This is a genomic window from Polaribacter sp. Asnod6-C07, from assembly GCF_045063625.1.
Classification (GTDB): domain Bacteria; phylum Bacteroidota; class Bacteroidia; order Flavobacteriales; family Flavobacteriaceae; genus Polaribacter; species Polaribacter vadi_A.
In genome coordinates this window covers 2,385,490-2,411,018 of record NZ_JBEFOF010000005.1, presented here as the reverse complement: position 1 = coordinate 2,411,018, position 25,529 = coordinate 2,385,490, and the positions used below count along the sequence as shown (strand labels likewise).

Below are 25,529 nucleotides of genomic sequence, written 5' to 3'. Positions count from 1 at the left end.
GCCTCTGTTTCCCCAAAGGGTAACACACTCTTAACAGCAGTGTGTTTCATTAATATTTTATTTTCTAATACAACCTATTCTTCCTCTTCAGAAAGATTATTATCTGCATTGTAATATTTTTTTACCATTTCTAAAACAGAATCTACACTAGGTACATTGGCAACTTCTACATTTTCGAAATGTTTTCTTGCTTCTTTTGCTGTAGTTTCTCCAATACAAAATGCTACTTTTTCTGTAGAATTTTTCTGTAAATAACTCTCAATACCTGAAGGACTGTAAAACAAGATTCCAGAAACTTCATCAGAAATTTTATCTGGACTTAACATTGTTTTGTAAGCCTCGACTTCATTTACAGCTATTTCTTTTGTTTTTAAGAATGCTGGTAAAATATCTAATCTTAAATCAGAACAGAAATACGTAACTTCTTTATTTTCTAATTCTTTAGATAAATATTCTGCTAATTTCTTAGCATTTTTAGCAACATGGTTTACTTTACCAATTCTATTCTCAATTAACTTTTTGGTTCTTCTACCAACGCAAAAAATATTCTTGAATTTTATTTCATCCTTAGTAAAAGAGTTTAGGATTGCTTCTACTCCATTTTGACTGGTAATAATTACGTTTTCTATTTCGTTTTTCATCACCTTTGGTGAAATTCTATTGAAACGTATTTTAATAAAATCGCTATCTTTTATACCAATTGTATGTGGTAAGGTTTTCTTTTGAGCTTCTGATAGTTTTTTGGTAGAAAAAACTGCATTTTGTACTGCAGAAACTTCCTCATCTTCTAACATTAAATCTTTACCACCTCTGTTAATTACATAATCTGCGCAATCTTTTGCCAAAAAACGATGGCGTCCCATTTTTGCAGTTTTATTTACTGTAATTTTCTTAGAACCATCTCTTTTTAAAAGAACACCTTTAAAATTGATTTCTTCTGTTTTTTCATCAACATAAGCTAAAGCTCCAATTGGTGCAGTACAACCACCTTCTAATTGTTTTAAGAATTCTCTTTCTATACCCACACAAACTTGCGTTTCATAATGATTTAATTGTTCGCAAGCATCTTTTACAAAATCATCTTTTTCTAAAGCTGCAATCATTATAACACCTTGTGCAGGAGCAGGAATCATCCAAGAAAGATTAATTGCACCTGCTGGTCTTATACCTATTCTCTCTAATCCTGCAGCTGCAAAAACAGCTCCATTCCACTCATTATCTTCTAATTTTTGCAAACGTGTATTTACATTACCTCTTAAATCTACTACTTTATGTGTTGGGTAACGATTTAACCACATTGCCTTTCTACGTAAACTACCAGTAGCAATTACTCCATTTGGCTGACCAAAAAACTCTTCTGTATCTTTTAAAACTAAAATATCGCTATAATTTGCACGTTTTAAAACTGCTGCTTGAACAATACCTTCTGGTAAAGAAGTTGGTACGTCTTTTAATGAATGTACTGCAATATCAATATCGCCATTTAACATGGCAATGTCTAAGTTTTTAGTAAAAATACCTGTAATACCTAATTCGTACAAAGGTTTGTCTAAAACAATATCACCAGTAGATTTTATAGGAACAATTTCAGATTCGTAACCCAATTCAATTAATTCTTTGCGTACTTTATTAGCTTGCCAAAGCGCTAATTGGCTATCGCGAGTTCCTATTCTTATGGTTTTTTGCATTTAGTTTTTTTAATTAAGATTGAAAAACCTTATGTATTACTTGAAGGCTTTGTGAAACCGATGTTTCTTCATCTTTTAAATGTTTCACAAATTGTGTTGTTATTTTTTGGATAAAACGTGAAGTTAAGATTTCTGCTTGACTTTCATCAAAATCAGTAATTTTTTTCTTCTGAAAATTAATTTCGTCGTTTTTAATATTTTCTAAAGATTGCTTTAAAGCAGCTATTGCAGGTGTAAATCTTCTATGATTTAACCAATCATTAAATTCTGCTTTATGTGTTTCTATAATTGCTTCTGCTAAAGGCACTTCTTGTTGACGAACAGCTAAAGTTTCATCAGTAATTTTAGAAAGTTCATCTACATTAACTAAAGAAATACCATTAAATTCAGTTACATCTTTTGCCACATTTTCTGGCATAGATAAATCTAAAATCAATAACTCTTTGTTCTTAGCAATATGTTCTTTTGTAATTGTTGGTTTATCTGCACCTGTAGAAACAATTAAAACATCTGCATTATTAATTTCTTCAGATAAATTTTCTATAACCGATTTTCTAATAACACTATGATCTTTCACAAATTCAGCAGCCTTTTCTTCGGTTCTGTTTATTAAACAAACAGATTTGTTTTGCGTATATTCTGCTAAATTTTTACAAGTATGCTTGCCCATTTTACCTAAACCAAAGACTAAAATATTTTTAGAATTATAATTTGGTAAATTTTTAATAATGTATTGTACAGCTGCATAAGAAACAGAAGTTGTACCCGAACTTAATTTTGTTTCGTTTTTAACTTTTTTACTGGCTTGTAAAACATTATTTAGTAATCTTTCTAAATATGCATTTGTAGTTTTTAACGATTTTGCCATTTTAAAAGATTGCCTAAGCTGACCTACAATTTCGTAGTCTCCTAAAATTTGACTTTCTAAACCAGTACCAATTCTAAACAATTGTTGAATGGCTTCTTGATTTTTATAAACATTAGAAATTGTTGCAAACTCCTCTACAGTTCCTTCAGAGAAAGAACACAATAATTGTATTAATTGATATGGATGTTCTGCAAAACCAGAAATTTCTGTTCTATTACAAGTAGATAAAACAAACATACCCTTAAAACCTTTTTCTTTGGCTAATTCTAATAGGGATATTTGACTTTCTTTAGATAAAGAAAATTTTCCACGAGTTTTTGCGTCAGCTTTTTTGTAACTGACCCCAATATTGTAAAAGTGCTCTTGCCTGTCCTCTTGCATAAATTGTAAAAGTTGCACAAAAATATAAACTTCAATTAAAAAAAAATGTCGCTTAAAGAACTTTTAATAACGTTATATGTTTTTTGCACTGTTTTTAATATAAAAACTTATAAAAAGCCTTATTTTTGTGGTGGTTAAAGGTTTTTACCTTAATTTATATAGAACGATTCTAAATAGAATGCATCAAATTTAAAATATTTTATATGTTTAAAAATGTCGGAGAAAGTACTTTAGACGAAATTAACCTAGAAAAAGGTTTTTATGTTCTTCATTTTCAGAACGAAAGCAAAAATATTGTAAATTTTGAGAGAGAGATTGATAGTACTTTTATACAAATGCATTTTTGTTTGAGAGGAAAATCTAAATTTTTGTTTAATGATAGCTCTTATACTTTTGATGTTTTAGATAACAGATCTATATTATTATACAATCCGCAAAGAACATTACCTATCAATTTAGAAATACAACCTAAAACAACTTTAATCTCGTTATTAATTTCTATTGAGAAATTTCACTCACTATTTTCAAAAGAATCTGGTTATATTCCTTTTTTGAGTGATGAAAATAGCAATCGAAAATATTATGATGATGCAGAAATTAAACCAACAGTATCTATTGTTTTACAACAAATTATAAACTCTAATATTAATAGCTCTATTAGAGAATTATACGTTAAAGGTAAAGTTTATGAGTTATTGAGTTTACATTTTCAAAAAGACGAAAATGTAGAAGGTGAGTTTTGTCCTTTTTTGGTAGATGAAGAAAATGTAATAAAGATTAGAAAAGCCAAAGAAATAATTATTTCTAGAATGGCAGAGCCACCAAGCTTGCAAGAATTAGCCAATGAAATTGGTTTGAATATTAAAAAATTAAAAGAGGGTTTTAAACAAATTTATGGTGATACTGTTTATAGTTTTTTACTAGACTATAAAATGGAACATTCTAGACGATTACTAGAAAGCAACCAATACAATGTAAACGAAGTTGGCATACAAGTAGGTTACAGTACAGCCAGTCATTTCATAGCAGCTTTTAAGAAAAAATTTGGCACAACACCAAAGAAATATGTAATGAGTTTGAATCAGTAAACAAAATTAAAATAGGTGAAACAATTAACACATAGTGATGTAAAAAACAAACAGCAACAGTTTCCGATAACTATTGTTTGTGATGCTATTAGAACTCCAGAAAATATAGGAATGTGTTTTCGTATTTCTGAAAGTTTTGGTGTCGAAAAAATCTTTTTTCATGAAAACTCACCATCCGTAGAAAACAGAAAAGTAATTAATACTGCAAGAAACACTATTAATAAAATTAACTACGAGTATTATACTAATTTTGAGGAAACTATTCAACAATTAAAACAAGAAGGCAACACCATAATTGGTATAGAAATTACTGATAAAAGTATTAATATTCAAGATTTTGATTTTAAAAATAATCAAAAAATCGTTTTACTTTTGGGTAGTGAAAGAAATGGAATTGAAAATATTAATTTAGTTGATACAACAATTGCAATACCCATGTATGGTAAAAATTCAAGCATGAATGTAATACATAGTTTGGCAATTACACTATATGAAGTTACGAATCAGTTAGCTGTTAGTAAAAATAAAAAATAGAATAAAGTTTTAGCTCTACAACTCTAAAACTTAAAAACTTTTGAAACGATATAAATGAAAGGAGTTTTATTAAACAATTTAGGATCACCAGATTCTACAGAAACAAAAGATGTAAAAAAATATTTAGGCGAATTTTTAATGGACGAACGCGTTATTGATATTCCCTATTGGAAACGTTATTTATTAATTAACGGAATTATCTTAAAAACAAGACCTAAAAAAGCAGGTGCTGCCTACAAAAAAATCTGGTGGGATGAAGGCTCTCCTCTTGTAGTTATCTCTCAAAGATTTACAGATAAATTAAAGAAAAAAACAGAAACCCCTATAGAATTAGCCATGCGTTATGGATCTATGTCTATAGAAAAAGGAATTAAAAAACTGGTTAACAAAGGAGTTACAGAAATATTCTTAGCGCCTTTATATCCACATTATGCAATGTCTTCTTACGAAACTGTAGTTACCAAAGCAGAAGAAATTTTATCAGAAAAATATCCAGATGTAAAACTAGATACGTTGCCACCTTTTTATAATGAACCAGATTATATAAAAGCAATGAGTAATAATATAGCCAATCATTTAGAAGGCTTTGACTACGATCATGTTTTGTTTTCTTATCATGGAATTCCAGAACGTCATATTAAAAAATCAGACCCAACCAATTCGCATTGTAAAATAGATGGTTCTTGTTGTGAGCGTAACTCAGTTGCACACCACACATGTTACAGACATCAATGTTTTGAAACCACAAAAGAAATTGCAAAAACATTGAATTTAAAAGAAGGCACTTACAGCAACTCTTTTCAATCTAGATTATTAAAAGATCCTTGGTTAAAACCATATACAGATTTTGAGTTGGAAAAATTTCCAAAAGAAGGCAAGAAAAAACTAGCTGTAATTACACCCGCTTTTGTTGCAGATTGCCTAGAAACACTAGAAGAAATTGCAATGGAAGGTAAAGAAGATTTTTTAGAAGCTGGTGGAACTGATTACAAACACATACCCTGTATGAACGATAATGATGATTGGGTAGATGTTATGGTAAAATGGATTAACGACTGGAAAAATAAATAAATAAATAAATTATTAGAAGCTATTTCCTGCTTTTCGCTATATCTTTTTTCTTCTGTTCTCGATACAAATTTGCAGAAAAAGCAAATTCACTCGAACTGACAGAAAAAAGGATGTCGCTGCAATCAGGGCTAAACTAGTTTGTAAACAGATAGTCATATTAAAACTAAATACAATTCTATGGATTTTCTTTACGTAAAATCATTACACATTATTTTTGTAGTAACCTGGTTTGCGGGGTTATTTTATATTATTCGTTTATTTATTTATCATATAGAAGCAGAAAAAAAAATAGAACCAGCAAAAGAAATTCTACAAACACAATACAAATTAATGAGTAAGCGTTTGTGGTACATTATTACTTGGCCATCAGCAATACTAGCAAGTTTTTTTGCTATTTGGATGCTTTATCAAAGTCCTTATTATTTATCAGAACCTTGGATGCATGTAAAACTTGCATTTGTATTAGCTTTATACTTTTATCATTATTCTTGCCAAAGAATTTACACTCAATTACAAAAGAACATTATTAAATATTCTGCCCTACAATTAAGAATCTGGAACGAAGTTGCAACAATAATCTTATTTGCAATAGTTTTTTTAGTAACTTTAAAGAGTGCTATAAACTGGATTTGGGGTGTTGTTGGTATTATTCTTTTCGGAGTTTTATTAATGTTAGCAATAAGATTGTATAAAAAAATCAGAGAAAAAAAATCTTGGGACAAAGCAGAAAAAAAGGCTTTAAAAGAAACTGAATAGCTATAAAAAATAATAAAATTGCAAAATAATTACAAAAAACAAGTTGAAGATTTACTTGCTATTAATAAAGAATTAGCACAAAAAAACGACAACTTAGAGCAACAAAATAAAGAATTAAAACAATTTTCTTATTTAGCTTCTCATGATTTACAGCAACCTGTAAACAATATAATTTCCTATTTAAGTATTTTAGAAGATAGTAAAGACAAATTAGATGATTTAGGAAACTTATGTTTAGACGCCGTCAAAAAATCATCTTATAAAATGAAAAGTTTTATAACTTCTCTATTAGAATACACTATAATTGGTAGCAATCCAAAAAATGAAGAATTCTATATAAATGATGTTATAAACTCTGTAAAGGATGTACTTTTAGATAAAATAGATAAAGCCAATGCAGAAATTAATATTTATATAAAAGAACATCAATTAAAAGGGTATAAGAACGATATTCAATTGTTATTCTTACATATAATTGAAAATGCATTAATCTATTCTAAAAAAAACAGCAAACTTATTATCAATATAAAATCCGAAGTAAAAGAAAACAACTATTTATATAGTATTTCTGATAATGGAATTGGTATTGATAAAGTGCATTTTAAAAAAATATACGATATTTTTTACACCATAAATCGCGATGAAGAATTTGATGGAATTGGTATTGGCTTAGCAGAATGTAAAAAAATAATTACATTATATGGTGGTAAAATATGGGTAGCATCTGAATTAGATAAAGGCACAACGTTCTTTTTTACTTTACCAAGACAAGAGTAATAACCTCTAATTTTCTATGTAATTACCTACTAATACACTTACTATAACATCTTTAGTTAATGGCTTATTCAAAAACATAAATATGTCTTTATTTGCCTCTATTTTTTCTTTTTCTTCTGGTATTAAAGAAGTAGATAAAACTATAATCTTAGGTTTATGCTTCTTAAAGTTTTCTGTTTCTATATACAATTCTACAAATCGAAAGCCACTCATAACTGGCATATTTAAATCAATTATAATAAATTCTGGTTGCACAAACTCTTTATTGCCTGCAAACTCTTCTTTAGATAATAAATAATCTAAAGCTTTTTTACCATTTCTAGCAAAAGTAATTTTGTTTGTAATCTCTAAACGATTTATAACTATTTGATGAAATCTGTTTGTAGATTCATCATCATCTACTAATAATATATTATTAAACTTCATTAAAATAACATTAATTTTTAAAATATAATATAAATGTACTCCCTACTCCCAACTGACTTTTCACTTCTATTTTACCACCTGTTTTATCTAAAATTTTTCTAATTAAATAAAGTGCTAAACCACTACCTTCTTTATGGTCTGTAGCTCTTTTAAATAAACCAAAAACCAAATCTTTATGTTCTTTTAAATTAATGCCAATACCATTATCTTTAACAGATATACAATTATAACCTCTAATTTTATATGATTTAACTTCTATTTCTAGTTTTCTATTTTTAGATTGGTATTTAATAGCATTGTTTAATAAATTTTGCAACATGCTTTTTAGGTGAACTTCAGAAAAGCTTACTGTTTCGCAATTGGTAAAGTCATTCGTAATTTTAACATCTATATTTTCTGTTAAACCTTCTACCAAAGATATTACCTCTTTAAATATTTTTTCTATAGTAATTACTTCTAAATTATCTATAACAACAGTTCTAGCCTTAGCTACAGAAATTAAATTTCTTAAAGTATTGTTTGCAGTATTTACGTTACTCTCTATCCATTGTATAGCCTCTAAAGAGTTTTTATCTGTTATAGATGTATCTTCTTTTAATAGAGAAACAAAAGAACTTATGTTATTTATAGGTGCTTTAATATCATGGGTACTTGCATAAGTTAACTCTTCTAACTCAGACATAATATTTTTAAATGCAGTAATATCTCTCCAAGAAGAAGAGCTGTAAAGTACATTACCAAACTCATCTTTTACAGAAGAAACATTTAAATTTACATCTATATAGTCACCACTCTTTTTTCTAATTTTCAATTCCTTATTTGTTACATAACCTGTTTTTTTAAAACTTTCAAAGGCATTTAATGCATCTTTTCTAGAACTTTCACAATAAAAATCTAATATAGGCATACCAATTATTTCTTCTCTTGTAAAACCTGTTTTATCAATTAAAGTTTGGTTACATTCTTCTATAAAACCATCTTCTGCACTTACAGAAACAAACATATCTGGTGCATTATCATAAAGTTTATGATATTTTTTTTCAGCTCTTTGTAATTCTTTAGTTCTTTTATCAACCTCTAGCTCTAAATTTTCATTAACCGTTCTTAATATTTCTTGAGACTCTTTAAGATCAGTAATATCTATTGCTACACCAATATGTTTTACACCTCCTGTTAATTCATTTCTTTCGAACACAGAATCTCTAGACAAGAACCATTTTTGGTTACCAGACTTATCTTTTAATCTATATGTAAATTCTAATACTTCACCAATTTTAGAGTTTTTTAGATTTTCATGATGCCTAACAACTCTCTCTAAATCTTCAGGATGCATTGTTTTTGGCAAGAAATCTTGTCCCATTTCTTGGACATCTTCTACAGAATAACCTAAAATAGTAGAAAGTTCGTTATTAGAAAATTCATTTTCGTAAGTTTCTTGATTAAAGATATAAATTATGTTTGGTGTTACATTTATAATTCTTTCTAAAAAATAGTTTTTATCAGCAAATTGTTTTTCTAAAAGTTTTTGCTCAGTTATTTCTACGAAAGAAATAACTGCACCTTTAATTTGATTTTTGGCATTATAAAAAGGGTTTGTTCTTTTTAAAAACCATTTATCTTGGTATTTTATTTCTTTTTGATATGTTTTACCAGAACTTAATACTTTACTTAAATTAGTTATAAAACTATTTCTATCAACATTACCAAAACTAAGATTAAAGTGAGATATAGGCCTACCTAAATCATTATCTATAATATTAAAGAATTTTTTTACTGCAGGTGTAATTCTTCTAATACATAATTTATCATCTAAAAATATTGTACCAATTTCTGTACTTTTAATTAGGTTTTCTAAATCTGAATTAATGATTGCTATTTCTTCTATTTTCTCTTGAAATTCAGAATTTACAGTATGCAATTCTTCATTTACACTTTGTAATTCTTCATTAGTACTTTGTAACTCTTCATTAGAAGCTAACAACTCTTCATTAGTTGCCTGTAATTCTTCATTAGAAGTTTCAACTTCTTCTACCATTGCTTGTAAATTTGCTTTGGTATCTAAAAGTTCTTGTTCTAACAGAATTAACCTATCGTTCTCAGAACTACTAAGCACATTATTTGTTACTAAAAAACTTTCTTTATTTGCTGCTGTCTTAAAATTATTTTCATTCTTTTCTGATAAAAAAAGGATTAAATAAATATTATTTAAACTAGTAGGTGAAGTTTTAACAGGCTTAACAATTAAAGTTATAGTTACTAGAGAATTATTAATATTTACAGAAATATCTTTATAAACAACCTTTTTCATTTCTTTTTCTGCTTTTCTTAAAGCAGTATTTAAAGCAAGTGAAATTGGTTGAGGCAGTATTTTAAAAATATTAAATGATCTTAATTTTTTTTCTGGAAATATAAAATATTTATTAAACTCTCCATCTGCACTTATTAATTCATAATCTTTATCTACATAAGCACTTGCTGCACCAGTTTCATCTAATAAAGTTTGAGACAAAGTTTCTGCTAATTGTTTATCTACAATAGTTTTAGTGCTATTTCTTTGTTGAGATTGATAAATATTACTTGTAAAATTATTCGAAAAATAACCTAAATTCAAGGATTTTGTAGGTACTAGATTTTCGTAGATTCTCCATTTTCTAGAAATAACTTTTAATGATTTTGTAAAATCACCTATAGCTTCACTTGGGCCTAAAAATAAAAATCTATTTGGTTTTAAAGAATAATGAAAATTACCAATTATTTTTTGCTGTAAATTTGGTTGTAGATAAATTAGTAAGTTTCTACATGTAATTAAATCCATCTTTGTAAAAGGCGTGTCTTGAGCAACATTATGCTGAGAAAAGATAATCAGCTTTCTAATCTCTGGTACTACAGAGTATAATTTCCCATTTTTAACAAAGTACTTCTTTAAATGATCTATAGATACATCTGCAACAATACTTTCTGTAAAACTACCTAAATAAGCTTTTTTAATAGCATCTTTGTCAAGGTCTGTAGCAAATATCCTAACATCTATGTTGTTAATATTATGCTTCTCCATATATTCTGCTATAAGTATAGCTATACTATAAGCCTCTTCACCAGTAGAACATGCAACTGACCAAATTTTTATTACATCATTTGCTTTTTTATTTTTAAATAATTCTGGTATTACTTTTGTTTCTAAAATTTCGAAAGCCTCTCTATCTCTAAAAAATCTTGTTACACCAATTAAAAACTCTTTGTATAAAACTTCTAATTCAGAATCATTATTTATAATGTAATTTAAATATTCTTTTATAGTCTTAGACTTATTAACATTCATCCTTCTAATAACTCTTCTAACCAAAGTAGGTAGCTTATAATCAGAAAAATCAATATTTGTTTTCTTATATACTAAAGATACTAATTGATTAAATTCTTTATTAAATAAAAAATTATCGTCTTCTAATAAGCTATTAAAAGAGTTGGGATGTTTAATAAAATTATCTAATTCTGATGATATATCTGAAACAGGCAAAATATAATCTACTAAACCAGTAGCAATAGCACTATTAGGCATTCCATCAAATTTGGCATCACTAGGTTTCTGAACCATAATAATACCTCCCATTTCTTTTATTACTCTAATACCTCTAGTACCATCTGAACCTGTACCCGATAAAATAATACCTATAGCATGTTCTTTTTTATCTTCTGCCAACGACTTAAAAAATATATCAATTGGTAAATTTAAATTTAAACCTTTAGGCTTATCTGTTAAATATAACACCCCTTTTTTAAGTGTCATATTTTTTTTAGGTGGTATCAAATAAACATTACTAGGTTTAATTATTGTAGCATTTTTCACCTCATGAATAGGCAAGCTTGTACTTTTTGATAACAAATCTGCCATTAAACTTTCGTAGTCTGGAGAAAGATGTTGTACAATAACTATAGTGTGATTAAAATTTGATGGTAAATTGACAAAAAATCTCTTTAAAGCTTCTAAACCACCTGCTGAAGTTCCAATTCCGATGATAAATGAATTATTTTTTATAACCATATTATCATTGGAACCAGTGTTAAATTCTGTATCCATATTAAAAAACTATTGGGGAATTATATCTCATAAAGATAAGTTAATTTTAAATAAAACAATATTTAATTTTTAGTGAAAAAATAAAATATAATCATTTTAAATAACAAAATAACCATATAATTCTCCCCTAAAAACATTCTATTTTTAAAAGTTTTATAAAAAAGGATTCTACTTTTATGGTTCTTTTTTTGTTTTAATTCATAAAATAATAAGCAAAAAAAAGAACCAACATAAAAATGTTGATTCTTTTTTACAGCCTTCCCCCAAAGTCTGTTATCCAAATATAAAATTAAAAAATGTAATTTATTGATTTTTTGATTAACGATAAAAGACAAACAATCATCTATTAAAGACAATGTAAACAATCTTTTAAAATGATACTTGTAAAGAAAAATATCATAAAAAATAAAAAAGAACCGACACAAAATGTAGATTCTTTTTTACCACAGACTTCCCCCAAAGTCTGTTCTGCAAATATAAACAATATCTTATATAGATAGCAACATTACACTTAACCAAACCAAACATTTAACATCATTTTAAGACAAAAAAAAAGAACCAACATATAATGCTGACTCTTTTTTCTACAGCCTTCCCCCAAAGTCTGTCTTACAAAAATAGAGAGAAAAAGTTTAATTTATAGAAATATTGATTAACTATAACAGACAACTAAATATCAATTTAAGACAAAAAAGGAACAAAAAAATAAATTATTATTATCAGAAAGTAGCATTTAAAAATTTATTTAAAAAAAAAGATCCACATAAAAATGTAGATCTTTTTCATTACAGCCTTCCCCCAAAGTCTGCATTTCAAATATAAACAGATATAGATTTATAAACTAAAAATAACACAAACGATTAAAGACATAATAACATCAATTTAGGACAAAAAAAAAGAACCAACTTAAAAAAGTAGGTTCTTTTTATTTGTATACACTTCCCCCAAAGTATATACTCAAATATATAAAATTTTCAAGCTTTAGATAAACAATTTAATAAACTATAAAAGACATTTAATGACTATTTAAGACAGAATTTTAATTAAACCTTAAAAATAAGATAAAAAAAAGGTGTTTTTTTTTATTACGAAATTATTTAAAGCACCTACTTATTTCATTAAATTTTAACAAATAACACTTTTAGAATGGCAAATTTTGTTTAATCCATAAATTTTACCTAAAAAAAAGAAAAATAAAAAAATAATATAGATCGCATTAAGAAAGATAAATAACAAAATTGAGTCATTTTTTATATTTTCGCCAAAAATTGCTAAACAAAAAAATGGAATTAGGGTCTAATTTAAAAATAAAAACAACCATTAAGGACAATAAAAAATCGATTTTAGACAACTTCATTTATTTTATAAAATTCTCAACAAATATTTATTTTTAAATCTTTAATATTGGTTAGAATGAAAACTAAAATTTTACTTGTTGACGATTCAAAAGATTCAAGAGTTTATGTTTCTAGTATTTTAAAAGATTATGAAATAATAGAAGCAAAAAGCGGTAAAGAAGCTTTGCATATTATAGGTAATAACAATATTGATTTGTTAATTACAGATTATAATATGCCAGAAATGGATGGATTTGATTTAGTTTCTAACATAAAAAAAGGCGACAACGAATTCCCAATAATAATAATTACCAACTTAACTTCTTTAGATAAAAAGAAAAAAATGCTAAGATTAGGTATAGACAATTATATCTATAAACCGTTTTTTAAAGAAGAACTCATAAGCGTTATTGAAAGGGCTATTGTTTATCATAAAACTGTTCTTTCTTCTAAAAGTAATCTAGATCTTAAAGTTAAAGATCAATACGAAGAATTTAAATCTAAATTAGAAAGAATTTTATATGATAATGTAGACAATTTTAATTTTTCTGTAGAAACTATAGCAAAAGAATTTAAAATATCTACAAAGACTTTAACAAGAAGAACCAAAGCAATATTTGGCCAAACACCAAATCAACTTTTAATAGAATGTAGATTAAATGTTGCCCAAGAAATATTATCTAAAAACCCTAGAATTAGCCTTAAAGAGACAGCAAAAAAAGTAGGTCTTAAAAACACTACTTACTTAAAAAATAGACTAAATAAAAAGTTTAAATAAAAAACATTTATTTATTATTCTCTAAAATCTTAGCCATTCTATTATGAAAAATTTGCATTAAATTGTATTCATAACCATCAAACTTGGTGGTATTCATAAACTGAATAATTACTGCATCTGATTCTTTATGATATTTTGCCAAACTTTGATAACCTGGAATTAACCCTCCATGTTCGTATTCATACAAACCATCGTAAATTTCTTTCTCATTTTCTGTAAATAAAGTTCCGTTATTTAAAGCTCTTAAAAAAACACCAACATCTTTTGCTGTAGCAATCATACTATCGTAATTTACGGTTTTAATATCTTCTTCTACCCCAACATAATAACCACTCATTAAATCATCAATATTAATATCATTGATAGATTTAAAGGTGTTTTTAAGTTCTAAAGGATCTAAAATTACTTGTTTAAAATAATCAAATTCATGATCATTGTTTGTTATTTTTCTGATGATATTATTAATTAATAAGTAATTGGTATTGCAATACTCATAATCTTCATTGGGTTTAAAATTTGCAGGTTGGTCTAAAATTAACTCCAAACATTTTTGCCGATCCAAATCTGTTCTATTCCAAAAATTAGGTGTGTTTGTAAAACTAGGAATTCCACTTCTATGTGCAACCAACATTCTTAATGTAATTTGGTCTGCATATGCTATTCTATCTTTTAATTCTGGAAAAAAGCTAGCCAAACTAGCATCTAAAGATAATTGTTTGCTATTTGCTAATTTGGTTATTGCAACTGCATTATAAAGCTTACTTATACTTGCTATTTTAAATAACGCATCTGGTTTTGCTGCAATTTTATTATGTTTATCATGCCAACCAGCAGTGTATGTTTTTGGTAGATTTCCTTTTTTATCAACATAAACTATCATGCCATCAAAACCATAATTTGTAACTGCCTCAACTTGTTCTTGCATGGTAGTTGGCAATGGCATAATCCAAGCTTTTACAATTATCCAAGGCACAAAATAAAGTGATGAAATAGATACCAAAATAAATAAAATACGAGCTATTTGTTTTATACGATTCTTTGTTGCCATTTTTTAGTTTGATTAGTTAATTATTAGAAATCTTTTGCAAAGTTTAAAAAAAACGAAAACTTCTAAAATTAATAGACAACAAATTGTAAATAATTGCTACACAATTGTAGTTTTCTCTTTTTTTCAATAAAGGATACTAAAATAAAGATTAGATTTCTCCTTTTAAAATATTTTTTTCAATCAATATAAAATCCTTATTACTAGGTACGTGTTTAGATTTTGAAAACAACACAATTTCTTTTAATGAAGGAAAAACTTTCTTTGCCCTTTTTATCATCTTTTTACCTGGAAACATGATATCATTTTCTGATGCAAATAAAGTTATTGGTGTTTTTATAAGATTGGCTTTCTGTGCTGATATTATTGGTAAAGGAGAAAAATCCATATTACAATTCAAAAAAGTGGTACCCATAAACGTTTCAGCAAAATCATCATATTCTGTAAAAAGAGCATTTATTACTTTTTTAAGATATTTGTTATTACTACTTTTTATGTACTTTTTTAATGGTATAAACATTTTAAACAAACCTTTAATTGGATTGCCATTTACAATATAAACTGGTGCTATTAAAAAAACTTTTTTAATAGATGTTTCATTAAATTCTAAAGCTTTTAAACTGATAAAACCTCCAAAAGAAAAACCTACTAAAGTAACCTGAGTAATTCTTAATTTTATAATAACTTCTATTAACCATTTGCCATAATCTGGGGTTTTCATATCCAATCTATTTTCTGCACTTTTATTTGGTTGTGCCAAAACATCAATGGCATAAACACAATATTTTGATGCTAAATTGGGGAAAGATTCTAAAATTAAAGGTGCACAACCTCCTGTTCCATGAATTAACATTAATGGTGGTAAACTAACATCACCAACTATAATTAAATTTGTTTTTCCAAACTTAGTTTCTACTAATTTTTCTGTATAATCTATCTGTAATTCTTTTAACTTTTTATTGTAAAGTGATAGTATTTTTTCTTTACCAGATTGTGATTTAAAAAACATAGTATTATTAGTTTTTGGTTGATGTAAATTATGAATTTAGAATAGCAATATTACCTACTTTACGTTCGCTATTTATATAAGTGTGTGCTGCTACAATGTCTTTTAACTTGTAAGTTTTATCGATAACAGTTTCTATTTTACCTTGTTTAAAAAACGGAATTAGCTCGCTTAACAAGCGTTTTAAATCTTTTGTTTTTCTAATACCTGTTGCAGAAAATTTAACTTTTTTAGGTTTAAAAATAGCAAACCATAAAGTTTCGCAACTCAAAACTGGAGACATAAATATACCGTTTTTTTTAAGCACTTTTTTACATTTTTTATAAGACGATTTCCCTATAGTATCATAAATAATATCATATAAATTATCTTCTTTTGTAAAATCTTGTTTTTTATAATCTATTACAGAATCCGCTCCTAAATTTTTAACTAACTCTTTATTTTTACCACTGCAAACAGCTGTTACTTTTGCGCCCATCTGTTTTGCAAGCTGAACAGCAGCAGTACCTAAACTACCAGAAGCACCGTTTATTAAAATATGCTGACCTTCTTTTACATTTGCTATATCTTTTAAAAAACTGTAAGACGTTAAAAATCCATCACAAATAGGTGCAGCTTCTGAATGTGAAATATTTTTTGGCTTTTTAGCAATAATTAAGTCTTCTGAAATACATAAATATTCTGCATTTGTACCACTGTCAAATAATAATTCTCCAAATACCTCATCCTTAATTTTAAACTTTGTTACCTCACTTCCTTTTTCTTCTACTTCACCAGAAAAACCTGTGCCTAAAGATGTATTTTTAGGCTTAAAAACCCCAAGAAATAATCTTCCAAACTTGGGAGATCCCTCTCTAATTAACGTATCTGCTCTTGTTGCAGAAGATGCCAAAATTTTTACTAAAATTTCATTTGCTTTAGGTATTGGTTTTTCTTGGCTCGTAAACTCAAGAACTTCTGGACCTCCGTATTTTTTATAAACTGCTCTTATCATAATTTTTATATTTACAGCAAAGTTGTTGATTATTTGACTATTAGAAGTTCTATTTTAAGAATTAGAACTTATTTATAAAAATATTCGTAAACAACAGGTGGAGCACCTACATAACTTTCTTCCATTTTTATAGGATAGTTTTCAGAATTATAGGTAAAAGTTCTTTCTAATAAATTAGAATAACAAAGGGTACAACTTTTATCGACTAACAAAACTGGATTATTCTTTAAATATGGGAAGTCGAATTGATTGAACCTAAAAAATATATCTATTCCTTGAAATGCTGAATCTGAAAAATATTCTATAAATTTTTGTATATAAGCCGAATTAAATTGTTGATTAAAAGGATTAGGGTTGGCATCATACTCAACTTCATAATCTCTTATTAATGTATTTGACTCATCAAAATCTTTAGCTCTAATAAGGTTTCCATTTGTATCATAATCAAATAATGAATAATAATTATCTTCACGTTCAATTTTGGTAACTAATCCATCTAAATTTGTTTCTAAAATTAAAGTTGTATTTTCTTCTTTATTGATAGTTCCTGTTATTGTAACTCTATTATCATAATAAGAAAGTGTGTAATCGTGTAAATAAGAATTTGTAGTTTTATAGGCTATAATTTTGCCATCTTCATTATATGTGTATTCATATTTTAGGCTATTACTATCGTTAACAACCTCATCTATGTTATTACCACAACTATAGCTGAATTTTCTATAAATACTATAATCAAAAGTATATTCATTTTTTTCTTCTAGTAAGTTGTATTCATTATACGAATATTCATAACTTCTTGTAGTAGGTAGGTTTCCTGGATGTGTTGTTTGTAATTTTTCTATAAATTTATCAACCTGAATAATACTATTACCAATTGTACAAACTTCATTTGTGTCTGACTCTTCCTCAGAACAGGAAATAAAGAATAATAAGATGATAGCTTTTATTGTTATAAAAGATGCTTTTTTCATTTTTTTATTTACATGATTTAATATTAAATCAAAATTAAACTTGTGTTGTTTATATATAGTTCTGTTTTTAAAATCCGAACTAAATTGAGGTTAGAATTACTGTAGTATTGAATTCAATTTCTTTATGAACCAAATTCTTAGTTAAATTTAAAAGTGTAATATTAATTGTGTTTTAATGTTTTAATATTTTTGAAATAATTAATGCCCACTGTAATTAAAATAATTAATAACAGAACAAAAAAGATGGTAGTTGCAAAACTTTTAATAATTGAAAAAATGTTAGTTGTGCTCACCAAAACTTCTGTTAAGTTTTGATAATTGTTTAGCATAATTATTATACCAAAATTTTCAAAATAATCTGCTATACCAGCTAAAAGAGGCAACAAACACAAATATTTATAAGTTGAGTTAAGTTTGTTTATTTTTTTAAGAAAGTATGCCATTATTAGACTATAAGAAATCCCAAAAAATAAAGGGTAAATCATATCAACAGGTATTTGATTGGTTAAATATATTTTTCTCCCTTTGGTTCCTAAAGTGTTTAATAAATTATTTACATAATCAAAGCTATATCCTGTTGGCATCATATCTAACAATTTCATTCCGTCAGAAAAAATCATTGTATTTGGTATTGTAACCATTAACATAAAAGCATAAATTAAGTTGGTCAGTATAAAAAGTAGCAAAACTTTTTTTCCTGATGCGTTTCTTTCAATAAATTTGGTTAATTGATTCATTTTTTAAGTCTTTATAAAAGTTATACTCAATAATTAATGACTACTAATTAGTAGTTTTATTAAGACTTTTTCTATTAGGAAATGTTACAATCAATTTAATTTTTAAAGTTTAGTTTTTCTAACCGAAAATCAATAAACTAAAAAATAGTTGTTTGGAAATTAAAAAGGTTTCCTTTAAAAAAAGTAAACTATTTTTTTAAAGTCTTTTTTAAGTAAGCATTTGGTGTTAAGCCTTCTATTTTTTTAAAAAAAGTATTAAAAACAGTTTTAGAGTTAAAACCACTATCGTAAGCAACTGCCATAATTGTAAGTCCTTTATTTTCTTCTAAAACAATTCGTTGTTTAAATTCATTTACTCTATAAGTATTGGTGAATTCTGAGAAATTTTTCTGAAAACCAAGGTTTAATAATTGTGAAACATAATTTGAAGGAAGCTCTAAATAAGATGCAATATCTTTTAAGGATAAATCTGGATTTAAATACAATTTATAATCTATCATTATCTTTTTTAGCTCGTTTGCATATAAACTAACTTCCTCTTTATTTAATAAAGATTGCTTGTAATTTTTAGTGGTTTTATAATTTTTATTATCAGAAATAGCTTTTAGCATTATTTTTTTAAAACGAGGCTTATTTCTTAATGGTTTTATAATTGGCTCTGTATTTAACAATAAAATTAATGGTAAATGGTTTTTAAAAGCCTGCTCTATATAATCTAAAGCCTTTATATAATTACCCAAAAGTACATTAGTAAGAATTAGAAAATTTAAAGCTTTATCAATTTTTTCGGTTTGTAAAAACTGTTCTAATTCTATAATCTTTTTAGTATATTCTTCTTCATTCTTTAATACAGCATAACACATGGCTAAACCACCTAATTGTGTTAAATCTGTTACCTGAATATTTTCTAAACTTTCAAAATATAAAACTGCTTGTTCTGGCTTACCTGTTAAAAATAAAATTTGACCTATATAAATATGTGGAAAAGGCAGCTTTTTATTCAATTCTAATGCCTTTTTAAAGTATCTATTTGCTTTGCTATAGTCTTCCTGCAAATAATATAAAAAACCTTTATAATCATGATTCATTGCTGCATAAGGATCTAATTCTAAAGCTTTATCTATATAATTATGAGCAGTATTTAATTTACCTTGAACCGTTAAATAATTAGATAGTGTTAAATAAATTTCATCAGAAGGCTGAAGTTCTAACGCTTTATTTGCGTGTTCAAAAGCCTTTTTTAAATCCCAATTTTGCCAACAAGCAATCCAAGATAAATTTAATTGAAATTTAGATGAATTTGGATTTAATTCTATTGCTTTTTGTAAAAAAGGTTGCGCTTTTTGAAAACCTTCAAAGGCAGAGATTAAACCCATAGCCCCCAGATACGTATAACCTTGGTTGATATCTAAATACGGATTTGGAAAATTAGGTTCATTTTTTATAATTTCTTCAAAAATTGAAATTGCCTTTAAGGTATTTTCGTAATCTAATTTCATTAAAAAATACCTTCCTTTTAAATATTCTTTGTAAATATTTACAGGAACATTTAGAGGTGTAACAAGTTTGTCTTCAATTTCTAAATGGCCAATATGTTCTCTTAATTTTTCTGCTATAAAAAGACTTATTTCATCTTGAACTGCAAATACATCGTTAAAATTTCTATCAAAAGTTTCTGACCAAAAATGATAATCTTCTATTGCGTCTATCATCTGAACCGTAATTCTCATTTTATTGCCAGATAATCTTACACTACCTTCTATAAAAATTGAAATACCTAGTTTTTTTCTAACTTCTTTTGATGTTATTTTCTGATTCTTAAAGTAAAAAGACGAAGTTCTAGAAGTAACAGATAACTGTTTTATTTTTGCAAGTGCATTGATAATTTCTTCAGTTAAACCATCGCAAAAATACTCATTATCAATATTATTACTCATATTGATAAAAGGTAGAACTGCAATAGATTTTAAAGATTCTTTCATTATTTTTTTACAAAGCAATAAATATAGAAAATCGTTTTTTACAAAAAAGAAATAATTATGGTTAATTCTCAAAATTATCGATAACAAAAGAAAGTACATCATCTTTACCCAAAGCATAATTAGACCATTTTGGGTACAATAAAATATCTGGTTGAATACCTTGTGTTATTTTTTCTGATAACCTAAACTTTCTTTTTGAATAAGTAATTACTAATTTAGAGTTTGGTAGGTTAAACTGCCCCATATCTTGATAACCTGTAGGATTAGAGCCTGTTGGTTGCCCTACAATTTTAGCATTTAGCATTTGTTTAAACAAGGCTGCATTACTTGTTCCTGCAGAAAAAGTAACATTAGATGTTAATACGTAAACTCCATTTTTCCAGTCTACAGAATCTGCTAAATTAAGAGCATATGCCAAAATTACACCAATATACAAATCACCTCCACCATTTTTACGTAGATCAATTACAATGTTTTTAGTATTATTTTCAGCTATATATTTCACTAAATTTTCTCCAAAAACTTGCATATCGTTAAAGCTAGGATAGCTTTCGAAATTTATATAAATCGCATTTTTATTTTTGATAGAAGAAAACCATAAAAAGTCGAATTTAGAATTTTTAGGCTTGGTTATTTCTGGCACACCAACTTTAAATGTTACATAATTTAACTGCTGTAATTCATTGTTTTTAAATGCTGAAAGTTCTACTTCAATTTCATTATTATCATCATCTAAAAAAGTAAAAAGTGCCGTTTTTTTATTTTTGATGATATTTAAATGATACAACAATTCACTTATATTTAAATTACTTGCAGTTCGTACAGTTTGTGAATGCTCATTTTCTACAAATTGCGCCACTTGTGAAACCTTAGCTATTACTTCTGAAATCGGAACACCATCAACTTTAATTAAAGACGTTTTTAAAATATTTTCTTTGGACGAAAGTGTTTTTACAACTCGCCATTTATTTTCTATACGTTGAACATCAAAAGGAAATTGATGAACATTTAAATTTCTTAACGAAACTGCTGTATGCCCATCTCCTATTTTTTTGGTTAATTTCATTAACTCAATAATTGTCTTAAAATCATCTTCTGATTTCGCAATATTTTGAATTCTTTCTACCGATTTTTGAAAATCTTGTTTACTTATTTTATGATAAAGATCGATATGTTTTGCTTCAAGTTGACTGCTATATGTTTTTAAATCTGCTTGCCAATCTGTTTTTTGAGCGTTAATGGTTTGAAAAAAGACACTAAAACATATCAAAAAATAAATCTTAGTGATTTTATGGTTTTTCATGAGTTATAAGTTTAAAAAATTAGACTGCATTCAAAAAGTAATTCATTTATTTAGAGGTTTCTTCTAAGATATTTGCCATTAACTTAATTGTATTCTGCACTGCTTCTACTTGATTTAAAGTACCTGATAAGTAGACATCTAAATTAGGGCAATAATATAAAAAAGAGCCTGTACTACCTGAATGACCTATTAATTCTAATTTTGGTAATTGCGGACTCAATTCGTGCAAAACAATTTTTCTTAAACCAAAACCATAATACATTCCTTGGGTTTCTGCTATCCATTTTTGCATTGATTTTAAGGTTTCTGGTTCTAAAATTTTGTTATTAAATAATGCTTTTTGAAAAGCAATTAAATCTAAAGCTGTAGACACTACTCCACCTCCAGCCCAATCTGCAGATAAACTTTTAAAACCAGAAATCTCTGCATCACCTACATAAATATCAGCCATCTTATTAGTAGTTTTTATTGATTCTGATTTTAAATTAAAATAAGAATGATTCATATGCAAAGGCTTAAAAATATTTTGTTTAATAAAATTATGGAACTCCATTCCACTAACTTTTTCAATAATTAAACCTAAAAGCACATATTCTGTATCTGTATAATGATAGCCTTTACCAGGTGCAAATAATGGTTTCATTTTTTGTTTGGTAAACTGTATACATTCAATTGGAGTCCATATTTTATCTGGCTTTAAAAAAAGCTGATTGATTATATTTGGAGAACCATCAATTGTTGCATCTTCAAAATAATCTGGCAAACCAGAAGTGTGTTGTAAAAGATTTTCTATAGTAATTTCGTTAGAATAATCTTTACCTCCTAAAATGTGTAATTTGCTTAAAATATCCGCAGAAAGAAACTTACTTATTTTGTCTTTAAACGATAATTTGTTTTTATCCTTTAAAATTGCAATACTAGTTGCTGTAAAAGTTTTACCAATACTTGCTGTATAAAAAGGATTCTTTTTTGATACTGAAACTCCGTTTACAAAATTGCCTTTTGCTAAATCTATATTTAGATTTTTAGAAGCAGAATACACTTTTAAAAATGCATTATGAATTTGATTTCTGGCTAATTCTTTATTAAAAATATTTGTAATATTTACTTCAATATTTTCTTGTGCAGTTAGTAGAACTGAATTTAATAAAATCGCTAAAATTAAGACTAAGTTCTTCATCTTTCAGTATTTGTGTTCTCTAAAATATAATTAATTACAATTTTATGCTCTTTTTTAGACAAAATATGTTTGGCGTTTTTTAAAAAGACTACTCCTTGCAAAGAATGATACATTTTTTTTGCATTTTCCATCAATGCTTTACCTTTATAAATTACACCATCTTCTGATGCAATTATGTATAATGGTGTTTGTATTGACATTGCTTCTTGTTCAGAAATTAATGGAAAATTATATGCATCAATATCTGTTATTTTTATTTTTTCTGATAAATATTTTAATGACAAAACATCTTTTTTGGGATATAGTTTATTGTAAATTTTTAATAAATATTTCTGATCATTAAATTTTTTAAATAATATAGATGGCAATAATATGTGTGTAGCTGTCTTAAAAAAATTCCATTTTACAACACCTGTTGGGTTTATAAAAAACGCTTTTTTAAATCTTTTAGAATTTGTTACTAAACCTTTAAAACCAATAAAACCACCTAAAGAAATACCTACTAAATAAGCATTATACACTTGCAAACAAGATATAACCTCATAAAACCATTTGCTATGATCTTTTTCTGTAGGATTTAAATAATACTCATCACTTAAATTAGGCTCACCTAAAACATCTATTGCATAAATTTTAAAATATTTTTCTAACCCTTTTAAAGTTTCTATGGCAAATGGTGCACAACCCAAAAAGCCGTGCACCAATATTAATTGTGGTTTTTTATTGTTTTCTAAAATAATAACATTTGTGTCTCCAAAAGATGTTTCTACAGTTTGTAGTTCAAATGCTAAACCTAAATTATCTAATTTTTGATAATATAAATTTAAAATCTGTGCTTTATCTGTATTTTTTATTTTGGATTTCATACTGTTCTTAAAACCAGTTAAACCCTACACTTAACCCAAATGATGCTGCATCTCTATGTTGATTATTGTCTAAGTTAACACTACCTAATAATACTTTACTTTGAATATTCATTGCAAAGTTTTCTTTCTGATAAAACTCATAACCAACACCAAATGACACCATTTTACCAAAGTCCCAATTATCATTTCCATCATTAACATCATACAAAGCAGGCGAATCTATTGCCAAACCAACACTACCATTTATCCACCATTTGTTAGAAACCCAATATTGTACACCAGGTAAAATTCCACCAAAATGTCTATCATTTCCTTCAAAACTATAAATATTACCAGGTAAAGAAGCTGTAATTGCTAAATTTTCTTTTACCATATACCCTACTTTTAAATCTGGGAAAATCGAAGTTCCTTGAGATTTATCAAAAGTTTGAGTGCCTTCGCTATTTTCTAAGCTAATTACTCCACCTCCAATTCCGAATTCGAAAATAAATTTTTCTCTATTTGGTTTATCTTGTGCATTTTGCTCTAGTGATAAAAAAGAGATTAATACGAATGCAATTAACGTTAATTTGTTCATCATTTTTTTACTTGTCATTTTTGTTTTCATTTTTATTTGTTTGTTTGTATTAAAATTTTATACTGCAAAGATGCAGTTGATTTAAAAGTGAATCGTTCTGATTTATAATTCAGTACTAATTGTTTTAAAATTGATAGGCAGAGAATTACGACTATAGATATAATTTTGTTACTTTTTTAAGTAGAAATACTTAAGAGGATTGTTTAAAAAAATTGATTAATCTATACTTACCATATTTTGGTGCGATATTGTCTTCTGCCATAAGTGTTAAGAAAAACTCTATAGGTCCATAGGTTTTTACATTGGTGAATTTTCTTAAACTCCAGATTATAAATTTTCTAAATCCGTCTGGCAGATGAGTAACTTTTACTGGTTTATTTAAAGTCTGTAGAGCCATTTTGCTAATTTCATTTAGGCTCAAAATATCTGGCCCACCAACAGAAACCTCTTTAACATTTGTATCTAATAACTCATAAATAAAATTGGCTAAATCCTCCCCAGAAATTGGGTTAAACTTTTGATTTCCATCACCAAACAAATAAACTCTACCAGATTTAGCCATTTGCAGAAAGTCTTTCATATCAGAAAAAAAACCATTAGGTCTTACAATTGTATAGTGAATTCCTGACGCTTTTAATTCTGAAACAAACTTTTCTTTAGCTTCGAATATTTTTAGATGTTTGTATTTATCACCATTAATTGCAGAAACATAAATAAAATGTTTTACCCCTGCTTTTATGGCTTCTTGTAAAAGGTTTAAATTGGCTTTATAATCTACATCCATGTATGTTAAACCATCTTTTTGCCTTGTAATACCCACTGTAGAAATTACAATGTCTATTCCTTTACAAACATCAAACAAAGTTTCTGGTTTGGTAACTTCAGCAATCTTAATATCTATATGTGAATCAGAAAATAATTGTAATTTTTTTGTACTTCTTGTAACTACTCTTGTTTGCTCTTTATTCTTATCTAAAACGTTAAGAATATGATTGCCTAAATAACCTGTTGCACCAGCAATTAATATCTTTCTATCATCAATATTTTTCATAAATATCTCTTTAATTTGAGGGTATTTATCAAACT

The 25,529-nt window shown here is 26.8% G+C and carries 21 protein-coding genes; 6 read left to right on the top strand and 15 right to left on the bottom strand.

Annotated features, from left to right (window positions below):
- Window positions 1-74: 74 nt before the first annotated feature.
- On the bottom strand, window positions 75-1,688 hold the full coding sequence (gene hemC, locus ACJJVK_RS10320) for a hydroxymethylbilane synthase (protein WP_405565795.1): 1,614 nt from the start codon (window positions 1,686-1,688) through the stop codon (window positions 75-77).
- A 13-nt stretch (window positions 1,689-1,701) separates the two neighbouring features.
- A complete protein-coding gene (gene hemA / locus ACJJVK_RS10315) occupies window positions 1,702-2,937 on the bottom strand; it encodes a glutamyl-tRNA reductase (RefSeq protein ID WP_405565793.1) in 1,236 nt (411 codons plus the stop codon).
- A 203-nt stretch (window positions 2,938-3,140) separates the two neighbouring features.
- Between hemA and ACJJVK_RS10310 the strand changes: the two genes are divergently transcribed.
- From ACJJVK_RS10310 to ACJJVK_RS10290, 5 genes are all read left to right on the top strand, one after another.
- Complete coding sequence (locus ACJJVK_RS10310; RefSeq protein WP_405565791.1) at window positions 3,141-4,025, top strand: helix-turn-helix transcriptional regulator; 885 nt, start codon at window positions 3,141-3,143, stop codon at window positions 4,023-4,025.
- Window positions 4,026-4,040: 15 nt separating this feature from the next.
- Window positions 4,041-4,559 carry a TrmH family RNA methyltransferase gene (locus tag ACJJVK_RS10305; RefSeq protein WP_405565789.1) on the top strand — a complete coding sequence of 173 codons (519 nt, stop codon included), beginning with the start codon at window positions 4,041-4,043 and terminating at the stop codon, window positions 4,557-4,559.
- Between the two features lie 54 nt (window positions 4,560-4,613).
- Complete coding sequence (gene hemH / locus ACJJVK_RS10300; RefSeq protein ID WP_405565787.1) at window positions 4,614-5,630, top strand: ferrochelatase; 1,017 nt, start codon at window positions 4,614-4,616, stop codon at window positions 5,628-5,630.
- Between the two features lie 177 nt (window positions 5,631-5,807).
- Window positions 5,808-6,386 (top strand): CopD family protein, encoded by a 579-nt coding sequence (locus ACJJVK_RS10295; protein ID WP_215993181.1) that lies wholly within the window; start codon window positions 5,808-5,810, stop codon window positions 6,384-6,386.
- Window positions 6,387-6,404: 18 nt separating this feature from the next.
- Window positions 6,405-7,163 (top strand): ATP-binding protein, encoded by a 759-nt coding sequence (locus tag ACJJVK_RS10290; RefSeq protein WP_405565785.1) that lies wholly within the window; start codon window positions 6,405-6,407, stop codon window positions 7,161-7,163.
- Between the two features lie 6 nt (window positions 7,164-7,169).
- Here ACJJVK_RS10290 and ACJJVK_RS10285 read toward each other — a convergent pair whose 3' ends face one another.
- Window positions 7,170-7,589 carry a response regulator gene (locus tag ACJJVK_RS10285; RefSeq protein ID WP_405565784.1) on the bottom strand — a complete coding sequence of 140 codons (420 nt, stop codon included), beginning with the start codon at window positions 7,587-7,589 and terminating at the stop codon, window positions 7,170-7,172.
- Window positions 7,590-7,599: 10 nt separating this feature from the next.
- Window positions 7,600-11,664, bottom strand: coding sequence for a chemotaxis protein CheB (locus tag ACJJVK_RS10280; RefSeq protein WP_405565783.1), 4,065 nt, complete (start codon window positions 11,662-11,664; stop codon window positions 7,600-7,602).
- Window positions 11,665-13,077: 1,413 nt separating this feature from the next.
- Between ACJJVK_RS10280 and ACJJVK_RS10275 the strand changes: the two genes are divergently transcribed.
- The gene (locus ACJJVK_RS10275; protein ID WP_215993185.1) at window positions 13,078-13,779 is read left to right on the top strand and encodes a response regulator; all 702 of its coding nucleotides are present in this window, start codon (window positions 13,078-13,080) and stop codon (window positions 13,777-13,779) included.
- 7 nt (window positions 13,780-13,786) lie between these two features.
- Here the strand turns inward: ACJJVK_RS10275 and ACJJVK_RS10270 are convergent, their stop codons facing one another.
- The 11 genes from ACJJVK_RS10270 to ACJJVK_RS10220 all read right to left on the bottom strand — a co-directional run bounded on the left by ACJJVK_RS10270 (window position 13,787) and on the right by ACJJVK_RS10220 (window position 25,494).
- Complete coding sequence (locus tag ACJJVK_RS10270; protein WP_405565781.1) at window positions 13,787-14,827, bottom strand: serine hydrolase domain-containing protein; 1,041 nt, start codon at window positions 14,825-14,827, stop codon at window positions 13,787-13,789.
- Between the two features lie 148 nt (window positions 14,828-14,975).
- The gene (locus tag ACJJVK_RS10265) at window positions 14,976-15,833 is read right to left on the bottom strand and encodes an alpha/beta fold hydrolase (protein ID WP_405565779.1); all 858 of its coding nucleotides are present in this window, start codon (window positions 15,831-15,833) and stop codon (window positions 14,976-14,978) included.
- 28 nt (window positions 15,834-15,861) lie between these two features.
- Window positions 15,862-16,824, bottom strand: a complete 963-nt coding sequence (locus ACJJVK_RS10260; RefSeq protein ID WP_405565777.1) for an NAD(P)-dependent alcohol dehydrogenase — start codon at window positions 16,822-16,824, stop codon at window positions 15,862-15,864.
- A 68-nt stretch (window positions 16,825-16,892) separates the two neighbouring features.
- The gene (locus ACJJVK_RS10255) at window positions 16,893-17,798 is read right to left on the bottom strand and encodes a hypothetical protein (protein ID WP_405565776.1); all 906 of its coding nucleotides are present in this window, start codon (window positions 17,796-17,798) and stop codon (window positions 16,893-16,895) included.
- A gap of 161 nt (window positions 17,799-17,959) precedes the next feature.
- The gene (locus ACJJVK_RS10250; RefSeq protein ID WP_405565775.1) at window positions 17,960-18,535 is read right to left on the bottom strand and encodes a hypothetical protein; all 576 of its coding nucleotides are present in this window, start codon (window positions 18,533-18,535) and stop codon (window positions 17,960-17,962) included.
- Window positions 18,536-18,723: 188 nt separating this feature from the next.
- On the bottom strand, window positions 18,724-20,517 hold the full coding sequence (locus ACJJVK_RS10245; RefSeq protein ID WP_405565774.1) for a helix-turn-helix domain-containing protein: 1,794 nt from the start codon (window positions 20,515-20,517) through the stop codon (window positions 18,724-18,726).
- Window positions 20,518-20,578: 61 nt separating this feature from the next.
- Window positions 20,579-21,820 (bottom strand): S41 family peptidase, encoded by a 1,242-nt coding sequence (locus tag ACJJVK_RS10240; protein ID WP_405565772.1) that lies wholly within the window; start codon window positions 21,818-21,820, stop codon window positions 20,579-20,581.
- A gap of 46 nt (window positions 21,821-21,866) precedes the next feature.
- Window positions 21,867-23,000 carry a serine hydrolase domain-containing protein gene (locus ACJJVK_RS10235; protein ID WP_405565770.1) on the bottom strand — a complete coding sequence of 378 codons (1,134 nt, stop codon included), beginning with the start codon at window positions 22,998-23,000 and terminating at the stop codon, window positions 21,867-21,869.
- A complete protein-coding gene (locus tag ACJJVK_RS10230; protein ID WP_405565768.1) occupies window positions 22,997-23,866 on the bottom strand; it encodes an alpha/beta fold hydrolase in 870 nt (289 codons plus the stop codon). The genes ACJJVK_RS10235 and ACJJVK_RS10230 overlap by 4 nt, the downstream gene beginning before the upstream one ends.
- A 7-nt stretch (window positions 23,867-23,873) precedes the next feature.
- Window positions 23,874-24,473, bottom strand: coding sequence for a hypothetical protein (locus ACJJVK_RS10225; protein ID WP_405565767.1), 600 nt, complete (start codon window positions 24,471-24,473; stop codon window positions 23,874-23,876).
- Between the two features lie 160 nt (window positions 24,474-24,633).
- Window positions 24,634-25,494, bottom strand: coding sequence for an SDR family oxidoreductase (locus ACJJVK_RS10220; protein ID WP_405565766.1), 861 nt, complete (start codon window positions 25,492-25,494; stop codon window positions 24,634-24,636).
- Window positions 25,495-25,529 lie beyond the last annotated feature (35 nt).